At 69.2% G+C, this 12,251-nt stretch carries 12 protein-coding genes; 6 read left to right on the plus strand and 6 right to left on the minus strand.

Annotated features, from left to right (window positions below; genetic code table 11):
- Positions 1-244 precede the first annotated feature (244 nt).
- The 3 genes from TU34_RS14285 to TU34_RS14295 all read left to right on the plus strand — a co-directional run bounded on the left by TU34_RS14285 (position 245) and on the right by TU34_RS14295 (position 4,064).
- Positions 245-1,717 carry a zinc-dependent metalloprotease gene (locus TU34_RS14285; RefSeq protein WP_045823599.1) on the plus strand — a complete coding sequence of 491 codons (1,473 nt, stop codon included), beginning with the start codon at positions 245-247 and terminating at the stop codon, positions 1,715-1,717.
- A 90-nt stretch (positions 1,718-1,807) separates the two neighbouring features.
- A complete protein-coding gene (locus tag TU34_RS14290; RefSeq protein WP_045823558.1) occupies positions 1,808-2,713 on the plus strand; it encodes a hypothetical protein in 906 nt (301 codons plus the stop codon).
- 34 nt (positions 2,714-2,747) lie between these two features.
- The gene (locus tag TU34_RS14295; RefSeq protein WP_045823559.1) at positions 2,748-4,064 is read left to right on the plus strand and encodes an ABC1 kinase family protein; all 1,317 of its coding nucleotides are present in this window, start codon (positions 2,748-2,750) and stop codon (positions 4,062-4,064) included.
- A gap of 62 nt (positions 4,065-4,126) precedes the next feature.
- Here TU34_RS14295 and TU34_RS14300 read toward each other — a convergent pair whose 3' ends face one another.
- Together TU34_RS14300 and TU34_RS14305 are read right to left on the minus strand one after the other, a co-directional pair.
- Complete coding sequence (locus TU34_RS14300) at positions 4,127-4,453, minus strand: WhiB family transcriptional regulator (RefSeq protein ID WP_082080300.1); 327 nt, start codon at positions 4,451-4,453, stop codon at positions 4,127-4,129.
- A gap of 515 nt (positions 4,454-4,968) precedes the next feature.
- Positions 4,969-7,044, minus strand: a complete 2,076-nt coding sequence (locus TU34_RS14305; RefSeq protein ID WP_045823560.1) for an ATP-dependent DNA helicase UvrD2 — start codon at positions 7,042-7,044, stop codon at positions 4,969-4,971.
- Between the two features lie 83 nt (positions 7,045-7,127).
- On the opposite strand from TU34_RS14305, the gene TU34_RS14310 reads away from it, so the two are divergent.
- The gene (locus TU34_RS14310; protein WP_045823561.1) at positions 7,128-7,379 is read left to right on the plus strand and encodes a mycoredoxin; all 252 of its coding nucleotides are present in this window, start codon (positions 7,128-7,130) and stop codon (positions 7,377-7,379) included.
- A 31-nt stretch (positions 7,380-7,410) separates the two neighbouring features.
- On the opposite strand, the gene nudC is transcribed toward TU34_RS14310, so the two are convergent.
- Together nudC and TU34_RS14320 are read right to left on the minus strand one after the other, a co-directional pair.
- Positions 7,411-8,358: an NAD(+) diphosphatase gene (gene nudC, locus TU34_RS14315; protein ID WP_045823562.1), complete on the minus strand. Its 948-nt coding sequence runs from the start codon at positions 8,356-8,358 to the stop codon at positions 7,411-7,413.
- A 9-nt stretch (positions 8,359-8,367) separates the two neighbouring features.
- Positions 8,368-9,030 (minus strand): lysophospholipid acyltransferase family protein, encoded by a 663-nt coding sequence (locus TU34_RS14320; protein WP_045823563.1) that lies wholly within the window; start codon positions 9,028-9,030, stop codon positions 8,368-8,370.
- 36 nt (positions 9,031-9,066) lie between these two features.
- On the opposite strand from TU34_RS14320, the gene TU34_RS14325 reads away from it, so the two are divergent.
- Complete coding sequence (locus TU34_RS14325; protein ID WP_238981317.1) at positions 9,067-9,630, plus strand: TetR/AcrR family transcriptional regulator; 564 nt, start codon at positions 9,067-9,069, stop codon at positions 9,628-9,630.
- On the opposite strand, the gene TU34_RS14330 is transcribed toward TU34_RS14325, so the two are convergent.
- Positions 9,606-10,670 carry a potassium channel family protein gene (locus TU34_RS14330; RefSeq protein ID WP_150116533.1) on the minus strand — a complete coding sequence of 355 codons (1,065 nt, stop codon included), beginning with the start codon at positions 10,668-10,670 and terminating at the stop codon, positions 9,606-9,608. The genes TU34_RS14325 and TU34_RS14330 overlap by 25 nt on opposite strands.
- A gap of 108 nt (positions 10,671-10,778) precedes the next feature.
- On the opposite strand from TU34_RS14330, the gene TU34_RS14335 reads away from it, so the two are divergent.
- Positions 10,779-11,180 (plus strand): DoxX family protein, encoded by a 402-nt coding sequence (locus TU34_RS14335; protein ID WP_045823601.1) that lies wholly within the window; start codon positions 10,779-10,781, stop codon positions 11,178-11,180.
- A 22-nt stretch (positions 11,181-11,202) separates the two neighbouring features.
- On the opposite strand, the gene TU34_RS14340 is transcribed toward TU34_RS14335, so the two are convergent.
- Complete coding sequence (locus TU34_RS14340; RefSeq protein WP_045823566.1) at positions 11,203-12,237, minus strand: aldo/keto reductase; 1,035 nt, start codon at positions 12,235-12,237, stop codon at positions 11,203-11,205.
- Positions 12,238-12,251 lie beyond the last annotated feature (14 nt).

The raw sequence follows: 12,251 nt of genomic DNA on the forward strand, positions 1-12,251 counted from the left end.
CACGGGGGAGGTCGAAAAGGGTCTTCACGTGTGGTTCTCCGCCTATCGAGGCCGTCGATCGCGACGGCCTGGTGCACTTCGGCGCTGAAACTACGGACGCGTGCAGCCGGGCAGAACGGTTACGGTCAGCCCGCGCCGAAGGCGACCACCGGCCCGCGGGCGTCATCTCCGCTGACAGCGAAACCCCCGATTGCCGCCTGCTCGTGACCTCGGTGGCGGCGCTTCCGCCGGTACCGTGGACGGCATGAATGACCTGCCCTTCGGTTTCAGATCGTCCAGCGACGACGGCGACGACGACGCCGCGCGCAAACGCGGCGACTCCTCGTCGGGTGGCGCGCCGGGATCGGACCCGTTCGGGTTCGGCGGAGCCGGCGGCGGCGCAGGCGGTTTCGACCCGAATGCGCTGGGGCAGATGCTGTCTCAACTCGGGTCGATGATCAGCGGCATGGGCGCGGGAACGGGCTCGGGCGGCGGTGGACCGGTCAATTACCAGGTGGCCACCAGCCTCGCCCGACAGCAGATCGGCGACTTCACCCCGATCGACGCGGGCCAGGAGTCGGCGGTCACCGACGCCGTCCGTCTCGTGGAGGTCTGGCTCGACGGCGCCACCACCCTGCCCGCCGGTGTCACGACATCGGTCGCCTGGACGCCCGTGCAGTGGCTCGAGGAGACGCTTCCCACATGGAAGGTGCTGTGTGACCCGGTCGCCACACAGATCGCGGGCACGTTGAGTGCGGGTCTGCCCGCCGAGGCCCAGCAGTTCGCCGGCCCGATGATGGGCATGCTGAACCAGATGGGCGGCATGGCGTTCGGCACGCAGCTCGGCCAGGGTCTCGGCCAGCTGGCCAAAGAGGTGCTGACGTCGTCGGATGTGGGCCTGCCGCTCGCGCCGACCGGCACCGCGGTGCTGCTGCCCGAGGCGATCGCCGCGTTCGCCGACGGGCTCGAACAGCCGGCGCAGGAGATCATCGTCTTCTTCGCCGCGCGCGAGGCCGCACACGTCCGTCTGTTCGCGCATGTGCCGTGGTTGCGCCAGCGTCTGCTCGCGACCGTCGAGGAGTACGCCCGCGGGATCACCGTCGATTTCTCCGGCATCCAGGAGGCCGCGAACGGCATCGACCCGACCGAACTGCTGTCGAACCCCGCCAAGATCGAGGAGTTGATGGCGTCGGGCACCTCGTTCGAGCCCACGACCACGCCCGAACAGAAGGCGGCTTTGGCGCGGCTCGAGACCTTGCTCGCGCTCATCGAGGGCTGGGTGGAACACGTCGTCGCCCACGCCCTCGCCGACCGCATCCCCGCCGCGGGAGCACTCGCCGAGACCGTGCGCCGTCGGCGTGCGAGCGGCGGGCCAGCCGAGCAGACCTTCGCGACGCTCGTCGGTCTCGAACTGCGCCCCCGCAAGCTCCGGGAGGCGGCCGATCTGTGGGAGAAGCTGCTCACCAGCAGCGACGTCGCCACCCGCGACGGCATCTGGGCCCACCCTGATCTCATGCCCGACGGCGACGACATCGACTCCCCCGCCGGGTTCATCGACCGGGTCATCGGCGGCGACGTCAGCTCGTTCGACGACCCGATGGCCGAGCTCGAGAAGACGATGGCCGACGAGGCCGCTGCTCGCGAGGCGAAGTCGGAGTCGGAGTCGTCCGGGGAGAAGGACACCGACACCGACACCGACGGGGAAGATCCGACGGGCTCGGGCGACACCGAGCGCTAGCCCATCCACACCACCGGTCGGCGACGTCGACCTGTGGATAACCCGTGCAGGTCGCGGCGTCGGGCCCGGCGGCGGTGACATCGTCTGCCCATGGCACGACACGACACCCTCACGGCGCTGCGGACGGGCACCCCGGTGGTCCACCGCGGCAACGGTTGTATCCAGGTCGGCTGCGACCCCGACCGGGGTCTGGTGATCCAGCTGCCCACCACCCTGCGCGCCGACGACGTCGTCGCGTTCCTGCGGTTCCTCGCCACCGCGCGCACGCCCACCGAGATCCGACGGACCGCGGGCCGATGGGGGCTCGACGAGCAGGTCACGCGCGATCTGCTCGATCGCCTGCGTGACGCCGGGATGGTCGCCGAACCCGATGCCACCGAGCACGCCCGGTCGCTGCGGGTGCGGTTACACGGCCGCGGCCCGCTCACCACGCGCCTGACGACGTTGCTGCGCGAGGCGTCCATCCCGATGACGGTGTCCGCGCAACGTCCGCGCACGGCCCAAGGGGCGGCCGACGCCCCGTTGGCGTCGTGGGACGAGGGCCTCGTCGTGCTCACCGACCACCTCTCCCACGACCCGGCCATCGTCGGCGGCCTCATGTCACGCGGCATCGCCCACATGCCCGTCCGTCTGCGCGACGGCAGCGGGATCATCGGTCCGCTGGTCCTGCCCGGCCGCACCAGCTGTCTGCGCTGTGCCGATCACCACCGGGCCGACCGTGATCCGGGGTGGCCGCTCGTCGCGGGTCAGATGATCGGCCAGGTGGGTCACGCGAGCGCGGCGACGGTCGCGGCCACAGCGGCCCTGGCGATGGAGCAGATCGAGCAGGTCGGGCACGGTCTGCGGCGGTCACCGCCCGCACCCGACGGTTCCCGCGTCGAGTCCACGGCACCGCAGATCATCGACCACACCCTCGAATACCTGCCGCAGCCTGCGCGGTTACGCGTCCGACGCTGGGAGCCGCACCCGCTGTGCAGTTGCTTGTTTCGCCGGTGAACTATCCTGGGGGTCAGTCGGAAGGGATAGGTGCATGGCTGACATCACCGAGGGGCGCGGGCGGCGCAACGCCAAACTCGCGACGCTCCCGCTGGGCATGGCGGGTCGGGCCGCGGCCGGGTTCGGCAAGCGCCTCGCCGGCGGCGACAAGGACGAGATCAACCAGGAATTCATGGAGAAGGCCGCCGAACAGCTGTTCACGGTCCTCGGTGAACTCAAGGGCGGCGCCATGAAAGTGGGCCAGGCCCTGTCGGTGATGGAAGCCGCGGTCCCCGACGAGTACGGCGAGCCGTTCCGCGAGGCGCTGACGAAGCTGCAGGCCGAGGCTCCGCCGATGCCCATCAAGAAGGTGCACCAGGTTCTCGACTCCCAGCTCGGGACCGGGTGGCGCAAGCGCTTCACCGAGTTCTCCGACACGCCTGCCGCCTCGGCGAGCATCGGTCAGGTCCACCGCGGCACCTGGTCCGACGGCCGCGAGGTGGCGGTGAAGATCCAGTACCCCGGCGCCGATCACGCGTTGCGCGCGGACCTGAAGACGTTGTCGCGCATGTCGAGTCTGATGCAGCGGATGACGCCGGGCACCGACGTACGGGCGCTGGTCGACGAGCTCATCGCGCGCACCGAGGACGAACTCGACTACGTGGGTGAGGCGAACAACCAGCGGGCGTTCGCCGCCGAGTTCGACGGCGACCCCGACTTCGTGATCCCGAAGATCGTCGCGAGCGCCCCGAAGGTGGTCGTGAGCGAGTGGGTCACGGGAACTCCTCTGGCGCAGATCATCTCATCGGGCACCAAGGAGCAGCGCGACGATGTCGCGGCCAAGCTCGCGGAGTTCGAGATCTCCTCGCCGGCACGTGTGGGGCTGTTGCACGGCGATCCGCATCCCGGGAACTTCCAGATCCTCGACGACGGACGTCTCGCGGTCTTCGATTTCGGTGCGGTGGGCCACTATCCGAACGGATTGCCCGCGGAGACGGGGAAGATCCTGCGTCTGGCGCGTGATCAGGAGTTCGACGGTCTCGTGCAGGCGATGATCGACGCGAAGTTCATCCTCGGCAGCAACCGCGACAAGGTGACGCCGCAGGACATCGAGCGCTATCTGAAGGCGTATGTCGATCCGTTGATGGCGGATTCGTTCCACTTCACGCGAAAGTGGTTGCAGCGCGCGGTCGGCAAGGCGACCGATCTGCGCGGTGACGTGTACAAGACCTCGCGGCATCTGAACGTGCCACCCGAGTACGTCATGGTGTTCCGTGTGCTGGGTGGCTGCGTCGGCATCGCCGCGCAGCTCGACGCCGAGGCGCCGTATCGCCGGATCATGGAGAAGTGGGTGCCCGGCCTGTCGGCCTGAGACATTTCTCGGCCTGTCGGCCTGAGACTGCCTGTCGGCCTGACACCCACTTCTGTGATCCCTCATGCGGCGACCGGGTGCTTGCGCGGCCGCCCACGCGGGCGCTTGCGGGCGATGACGACACCTTCGGAGAAGATCTCGCCACCCCATACGCCCCACGGCTCGCCACGGTCGAGCGCCGAGTCGAGGCACTCACGCCGCAACGGGCACTCGGCGCAGAGGGCCTTCGCCTGCTCGAGGTCGCTGGGGCTCTCGGCGAACCAGAGATCGGGGTCGGCCACCCGGCAGGGCAGACGGGTCTCGGTGACGATCGCGGCGCGGGCCACGGCGAGATCGCCGATCGGGTAGGTGCTGGTCGGATCGGTCGACGGGGTTGTCGGCGCGGTCATCGGTGTGTCCTCCACTGTGTGTGACGTGGTCGTTCGGTTGGTTGTGGATTGCCAACCCGGGCGTCACTTGTGGGTGTTCTCACCGGTTCACAAGAAAGGCCACGGGGTTCGCATCTGCGATTCGCCGTGGCCTCGTGTTCTCGGTCGAGCTGTGCTCAGCTCGTGAGAGGTGGTCGAGGTACGGGAATCGCGGGGCGCTCGGCTCGTGCGTCGTGGGCTGCGTGATTGCCTGCTGCCAGGGCGAAGCGCGGGGCGCCGGCGACGGCGTGTGCCGCCGCGCGAGGCGCGGACACCCAGGAGTAGACGTGACGATGACGCGTGCCTGCGATGCAGGGTTGTGCCGACGCGGTCGATGCCGCGGTGGTGACGATTGCGTTGTTCACTGATCCACTCCCTTCTGTGTGTTCGCATCTACGCTCGACATCGCTGATGCAACCTCTCCCGTACTGATGTGAGAAAGACTAGAAGATCGTTCGCCGATCGCACAACCTTTTTTTGACCTGCGGTTTCGCCGGTCAACCGGTACTGGCGACCAACCCGAGCAACATCTCGCCGTACTGATCGAGCTTCTTCGCCCCGATGCCCGGGATGGCGACGAGGGCCGCCACATCGGCCGGGCGCTGTTCGGCGATGGCGATGAGGGTGTTGTCGGAGAACACCACGAACGCGGGCACCTTCTGTTCCTTGGCCTGTTCGCTGCGCCACTCCTTCAGCGCGATGAACAGGTCCTCGTCGAGGTTGCTCGGGCAGCTCTCGCATCGACCGAGCAGTGACGCGGTCTTGCCGAGCAACTGTTTGCCGCACACTCGGCACTGTGGACGCTTGCGCTGGCGCACGGGTTCGGCGATCCGTGAGGCCGGCGAGTCGTCGGGGACGAGGTCGACCAGGAATCGGGATCGGCGGCGGCTCTTGCGTCCTCCCTCGCCACGCGACAGCGCCCAGGAGATGTGCAGGTGCTCACGCGCACGGGTGATCCCCACATAGAAGAGGCGTCGTTCCTCCTCGACGTCCTCGTCGGCGCCGTTGATGGCCTGGTTGATCGGCAGCGACCCGTCGGTGACGTTGACGAGGAACACCGCGTCCCACTCGAGGCCCTTCGCCGCGTGCAACGACGACAGCGTCACCCCCTGGACGGTGGGCGGTTGCCGGGCCTGAGAGCGGGCGGCGAGCTCGGTGGCCAGGCCGGCGAGGTCGATGTCGGGTACGTCGGTGCGGAGGTCCTCGGCGAGGGTCACCAACGCGCGCAACGACTCCCACCGCTGACGCGCCTGGGTGCCTGTCGGCTCGGCGTCGGTGAGACCCAACGGCACCAGCACCGCACGGACCAGGGTGACCAGGTCGGCGTCCTCGGGCAGGTCATCGCGGGCCGCGGCCGAGGAGATCGCCCGCATCGCCTGTCGGATCTCGGCCCGCTGGAAGAACGCCTCGCCGCCGCGCACCTGGTAGGCGATCCCCGCCGCCGTCAGCGCGTCCTCATGGGCCTGCGACTGCGCGTTCACGCGGTAGAGGATGGCGATCTCCGCGGCCGGGACCCCCTGCGCCAGAAGTTTCTTGATCCGCGCCGTGACCCCGGCGGCCTCGGCCGGCTCGTCGTCGTACTCGGCGAACTCGGGGTCGGGTCCCGGTGGGCGCTGACCGACCAGGGCCAGTCGCGTGCCCGCCACCCGACCGCGCGCCGCGCCGATCGCACGGTTGGCCAGCCCGACCACCTGCGGGGTGGAGCGGTAATCGCGTTCGAGGCGCACCATCTCGGCGTCGGGGAACCGACGGGTGAAGTCGAGGAGGTACTTCGGGCTGGCCCCGGTGAAGGTGTAGATGGTCTGGTTCGCGTCGCCGACGACGGTGAGGTCGTCGCGCGCGCCGAGCCACGCGTCGAGCAGGCCCTGCTGCGCGGGTGTGACGTCCTGGTACTCGTCGACGACGAAGCAGCGGTAGCGGTCGCGGAACTCCTCGGCGACGCCGTCGTTCTCACGCAGGATGGCCGTCGTCATCAACAGAAGGTCGTCGAAGTCGAGCAGGCGGTCACCGTCGTGGGAGATCTTCGCCTCCTCGTAGGCCTCGTAGACGGCAGCCACCTTCTCCGGGGCCTGCGGCGTCTCGCGGCGGCGCGCCGCGACCGCCGAGGCGTACTCCTCGTAGCCGATGAGCGAGGCCTTGGCCCACTCGATCTCCGACGACAGGTCGCGCAGCGTCTCGGTGGAGGTGTCGAGTCCCGCGCGACGGGCGGCGCGGGAGACCACCGGGAACTTGTTGTCGAGCAGTTCCCAGCGGGTGTCGCCGATCGCCTGGGGCCAGAAATAGCGCAGTTGTCGCATCGCCGCGGCGTGGAAGGTCATCGCCTGCACGGTGTTGCCCGATTCGGCCAGGCCCAGCGACCGCAGGCGACCGCGCATCTCCCCCGCTGCGCGTGCGGTGAACGTCACCGCGAGGACCTGACCACCGCGTACGTGTCCCTCGGTCACGAGATGGGCGATGCGGCGGGTGATGGTGCGGGTCTTGCCGGTCCCCGCGCCGGCCAGCACGCAGACCGGTCCGCGCGGTGCGAGGACTGCGGCCTGTTGTTCGGGATCGAGGCCGTCGAGCGTGCTCATGGCTCCCAGTATCGCAACGAGGTGCGACAGCCGGTGACGGCCCACCGGGAACAAGGACACCGTGCCGAGACGTTGGACCGGCCATGAGCAGCGAGAACTCCGCCCTGACCATGTACACGACCTCGTGGTGCGGCTTCTGCGCCCGGTTGAAGACCGGCCTGCGCAGCGAGGGCATCGAATGGACCGAGATCGACATCGAGGCCGATCCCTCGGCCGCCGAGTTCGTCGGCAGCGTCAACAACGGCAACCACGTGGTGCCGACGCTGAAATTCGCCGACGGCTCCACCGCCACCAACCCCTCGGTGCGCGAGGTGAAGGCCAAGCTCGGCGTCTGAGCGACGCACCGGCCGACCCGCGCGGGGTCGGTCAGTCCTTGTCGTGCGCCCAGGCGGTGACCAGCTGGCGGGCGATCGAGATCGACCCGGGTAGACGCAGGCGCGGCGCATCAGGTCCTGCGTCGGCATCGCTCTGCCCCGGTTCGCCCTGACCGCGGAGCCACTCGTCCCCGCTGGCCAACGCGGCCAACACCTCCTCGCGCGGGAACCAGATGGCCTCGGTGATCTCACCGTCGAGGAAGTTCAGCGGCTGGTCGCGGTCGGCACGGGCCTCGAAGCCGAGCATGAGCGACCGCGGGAACGGCCAGGGCTGGCTGCCGAGGTACCGCGGCTCGAAGACGTCGAGGCCGGTCTCCTCGTGCAGTTCGCGGACCACGCACTGTTCGAGGGACTCACCCGGCTCGACGAAGCCCGCGAAGGTGGAGAACCACTTCTCGGGCCACCCCGACTGCCGGCCCAGCAGGACGTGGTCGGCGCCGTCGTGGACGACGGTGATGATGGCGGCGTCGGTACGGGGGAACTCCTCGCGGCCGGTGACGGTGTTGCGTCGGGTCCAGCCGGCCTTGACCGGCTCGGTGGGATTGCCGTCGACCGGCGAGAAGGCCGCGGCGTCATGCCAGTTCAGCATCCCCAACGCGGTGCTGACCAGGCCCGCTTCGTCACCGCTGAGCCTGCCCGCGCTGCGCCGTGCGTCGGCGGTGCGCCCCTCGACGGAGGGGACCCTGATCGCCCACAGGTACACGCCGTCGTCGATGCCCAACAGGACGGCGGTTGCGGGGATCTCGGGGGCGACATCGAGCGCGGGACGCCAGCGCAGTCCGTTCTCCCCCACGCCGTAGCGGCCCTCGGGGTCGATCTCCAGAACCTTCGCCTGCGGCCACGCACCGGCCAACAACTCGGTGTCGTGCCGGATCTCGTCGGCCCTGTCGATCGTCGATCGGGACAGCAGAGGGGACTCGACGAACTCGAATGTGGCCACGCCGAGAGCTTAGTGATCGGAGATCGCGGCGGCGTCGGCGGCCGAGCGCGGACGCGCATACCGATCCACGTACGGCACCCCGACGGACGTCGCGATCATCCGCATGAGCTCGTCGGTCTTCTCGCGCACGTCGTCGGTGGGCGCCACCCGGATCGGGGGCAGCGCACGGATCGTCACGCGCCGTCGTCCCCACCTGCGACCGACGGTGCCGGAGATCGCCACGGGCACGATCGGAGCGCCGGTCAGTGCGGCGACACGGACGGCACCGGTCCGGCCGCGGTGCACCCGGCCGTCGGGCGACCGCGTCCCCTCGGGATGGATCGCCCAGGCCTCGCCGGCGGTGAGCACCTCCTGCGCCGCGGCGAGTGCCGGCGCCGAACCCGATCCACCGGAACGGTCGACGCGGATCTGACCGACCGCCAGAAAGAATCTGCGGCGTAGCGCGCCACCCGTCCCCGGCTGATCGAAGTAGTCGCTCTTCGCCAGGAAGAACACCGGTCGGCGCGCGGCGAGGGCGAGGTGGAACGAGTCGCAGGCGGCGAGGTGATTGGCCGCGAGGATCACCGCACCCCGCCGCCGGAGGTGTTGGCCCCCGATCACCCGGGGGCGATGCCACACCCGCAGCGCGGGCCCGACGAGGACGTGCCGACACCACCACTGAGCAGCATGCATAGACAGTGTCTACCAAAGGTGGTGGACACTGTCTACGTGAAGTCGACACGGGACCGCCTGGTGCGGGTGGGCGTGGAACTGCTGGAGGAGAGCGGGTCGGTCGACATCGGCCTGCGCGAGATCGCTCGACGCGCCGGGGTCTCACACGGCGCGCCCCGGCGATGGTTCCCGACCCATCGCGCGCTGCTGTCGGCGATCGCGGCCGCAGGGCTGTCCGATCTCGCGTCGGCGATCGAGACGTCGGGGCGAGACCTCGACGGCCGCGCGACGCTCGATGCCGCGGCCTACGCCTACGTCGACTTCGCCGCCCGTCGGCCTGCCATGTTCGCCCTGATGTTCCGACACGATCTGCTCGTCGGCGGCGGCGAGGATCTCCGGACCTCATCACGACCGCTGTTCACGTGGCTACGCCGGCAACTCGACGAGTTGGGCTTCGACGACACCGAGCGTCGCGCGGCCATGCTGTGGAGCGGCGTCCACGGAGTGGCGATGGTGCACTCGACCGGCGCGATGGGTGTCGTCGCGCCGGGGGTGGATCACCGAATGGTCGCGCGCGACGTCATCGACTCCGCCTGTCAGGCAGGACCTTTACGGACGTAGAGCAGGCGGTCGCCGGACTCTATGGCGTCGACCTCGCTGTCGTCGACGCGATGCAGCCGCCCCGAGCGCACCACACCGAGGACGATGTCGACGAGGTGCTGCGGCGAGGCCCCGAGCTCATCGTGCTCGACGTCGCGTTCGGCGATGGCGTAGCCCGCGTCGGGGGTCAGCAGATCCTCGATGACCTCGACGACAGCGGGGGTCGAGGTGGCCAGACCGAGAAGACGGCCGGCGGTCTCCGACGACACCACGACCGAGTTCGCACCGGACTGGCGGATGAGGTGGGTGTTCTCGGCCTCCCGGATCGAGGCGACGATCTTCGCGCGCGGCGCCAGTTCGCGCGCGGTGAGCGTGGCCAGCACGGCGGTGTCGTCACGGTTGGTGGCGATGACGATGGCCGAGGCGTGCTGGGCTCCGGCCAGCCGCAACACATCCGAGCGGGTGGCGTCGCCACGCACGGTGACGAGTCCGTTGGACGCCGCGGAGTCGAGGACGGTCTGATTCGAGTCGACGACGACGATCTCCGACGGCTTGGTGCCGTCACCGATCATCGCGTTCACCGCGGTCTTGCCCTTCGTGCCGTAGCCGACGACGACGGTGTGGTTGCGCACCTTGCTCCTCCAACGCTGGATCTTCAGGGCCTGCCGCGAACGTTCGGTGAGCACCTCGAGGGTCGTGCCGACCAACACGATCAGGAACATCACCCGCAGGGGGGTGATGACGAGCACGTTGATCAGTCGTGCCTCGGGGGCGAACGGCGTGATATCGCCGTAGCCCGTCGTCGACAACGACACCGTCGCGTAGTAGAGGCAGTCGAGAAACGACAGCTCGTTGTCCTGGACGTCGCGGTAGCCGTCGCGGTCGAGGTAGACGATGAAGACCGCCGCGAACAGGGCACCGAGGGCGAACAGGACTCGTCGACTGATCGCCCGGACCGGGCTCTGCTGCATCTCGGGGATGCGCACCACGCCGACGAGAGCGTGATCGGGTTTACCGGTGAGGTCGTCGGACCGCAGACGGCGACGTAGTGGACCAGGCATCACGGCGACCATATATCGCGGCGGGGCGGACCGTGACCGCTCGTGTCCACATGGTCTGCGGACGCGTCATCGGCCACCGCGGCCGGGCGTTGTGCGACAGTGGTCGCCATGGCGACACTCCTCGACAGACTCCCCCACCGCCGCGACGCGGTACGCCGCGACGCCACCGTGATGGGCAGCGCGCTGATCGGCATGGGGACCCTGCACTTCGTGGTCCCGGGTCCCTTCGATTCGATCGTCCCGCAGGAGATCCCCGGCAACCCGCGCACACTGACCTACGCCTCGGGTGTCGCCGAGGCCGCGATCGGGGTCGGGCTGCTGGTCCCCCGCACCCGCAAGCGGGCAGCGCTCGCCGCGGTGGCCCTCTACGTCGCGGTGTTCCCGGCCAACATCAACTCGGTGCGTGTCATGTGGAAGAAGCCCTTGCTGCGCTACGGCGCGATCGCCCGCCTGCCCCTACAGGTGCCGATGATCACCCGCGCGCTGAAGATCTACCGCGCGACCCCCTGAGTCGGTTCGCGGACAACCGCTCTCACACCATCGGCGGCGACAGCCGCGCGAAGCCCTCCTGCCGTCGGTACGGAAAGTACGGATACGGCGCCTCGACGGCACTGACGTGGTCGAGCCGACGGATCTGTTCGGCGTCGAGTTCCCATCCGACCGCGCCCAGATTGTCCAGGAGTTGCGCCTCGGTGCGGGCACCGACGATGACGCTCGAGACCGTCGGGCGCCGCAGCAGCCAGTTCAGGGCGATCTGCGGGACGGTTCGGCCCGTCTCGGCCGCGATGTCGGTGAGGGTGTCGATGACCTCGTGCAGCAGGTCGTCGTCGACGGGAGGTCCGGCGTCGGCGGTGGTGTGCAGTCGACTCCCGGGCGGGATCGGTTGTCCCGCTGTGATTTTTCCCGTGAGGCGCCCCCAGCCCAGCGGACTCCACACGATGGCGCCGACGCCCTCGGCCGCACCCAGCGGCATCAGTTCCCATTCGTAGTCCCGACCCACCAGCGAGTAGTAGACCTGGTGGGCGATGTGTCGCGGCCGGCGGTCGCGATCTGCGTGGGCCAGCGACTGCATCACCTGCCACCCCGAGAAGTTGGACACCCCGGTGTAGCGGATCTTGCCCGCGGCGACGAGCGAGTCCAACGTCGCGAGGACCTCGTCGACCGGCGTGGAGGCGTCGAACCCGTGGAGCGAGAACAGGTCGATGTGATCGGTCCCGAGGCGCCGGAGTGCGTCGTCGACGACGCGGAGCAGTCGCGATCTCGACACTCCGACGTCGTCCGGACGATCCGACATCGGCAGCGCCGCCTTCGTGGACAGCACGAAGTCGTCGCGCCGACCGCGGATCGCCGCACCCAGCACCTCTTCGGATCGGCCCTGCGAATACACGTCGGCGGTGTCGAGGAGGGTGACCCCGGCGTCGCGACAGATGTCGATGAGGCGTCGGGCCTCGGTGACGTCGGTGGCACCCCATGCGCCGAAGAACTCGCCCACTCCCCCGAACGTGGCTGTCCCGAACGCCAGTTCGGAGACCACCAAACCCGAATCGCCCACACGTCGGTACTCCATGATCTCTCCTTAAC

Origin of the sequence: Williamsia herbipolensis (assembly GCF_000964005.1) — a bacterium.
Lineage (GTDB): Bacteria > Actinomycetota > Actinomycetes > Mycobacteriales > Mycobacteriaceae > Williamsia_A > Williamsia_A herbipolensis.

Coding starts and splice junctions, on each gene's coding strand:
- TU34_RS14300 (WP_082080300.1), bottom strand. CDS start 4,453: ATGACCGCGCCGACAACCCCGTCGACCGATCCGACCAGCACCTACCCG.
- TU34_RS14320 (WP_045823563.1), bottom strand. CDS start 9,030: ATGCATGCTGCTCAGTGGTGGTGTCGGCACGTCCTCGTCGGGCCCGCG.
- TU34_RS14310 (WP_045823561.1), top strand. CDS start 7,128: ATGAGCAGCGAGAACTCCGCCCTGACCATGTACACGACCTCGTGGTGC.
- TU34_RS14305 (WP_045823560.1), bottom strand. CDS start 7,044: ATGAGCACGCTCGACGGCCTCGATCCCGAACAACAGGCCGCAGTCCTC.
- TU34_RS14335 (WP_045823601.1), top strand. CDS start 10,779: ATGGCGACACTCCTCGACAGACTCCCCCACCGCCGCGACGCGGTACGC.
- TU34_RS14290 (WP_045823558.1), top strand. CDS start 1,808: ATGGCACGACACGACACCCTCACGGCGCTGCGGACGGGCACCCCGGTG.
- TU34_RS14330 (WP_150116533.1), bottom strand. CDS start 10,670: ATGCCTGGTCCACTACGTCGCCGTCTGCGGTCCGACGACCTCACCGGT.
- TU34_RS14295 (WP_045823559.1), top strand. CDS start 2,748: ATGGCTGACATCACCGAGGGGCGCGGGCGGCGCAACGCCAAACTCGCG.
- TU34_RS14285 (WP_045823599.1), top strand. CDS start 245: ATGAATGACCTGCCCTTCGGTTTCAGATCGTCCAGCGACGACGGCGAC.
- TU34_RS14340 (WP_045823566.1), bottom strand. CDS start 12,237: ATGGAGTACCGACGTGTGGGCGATTCGGGTTTGGTGGTCTCCGAACTG.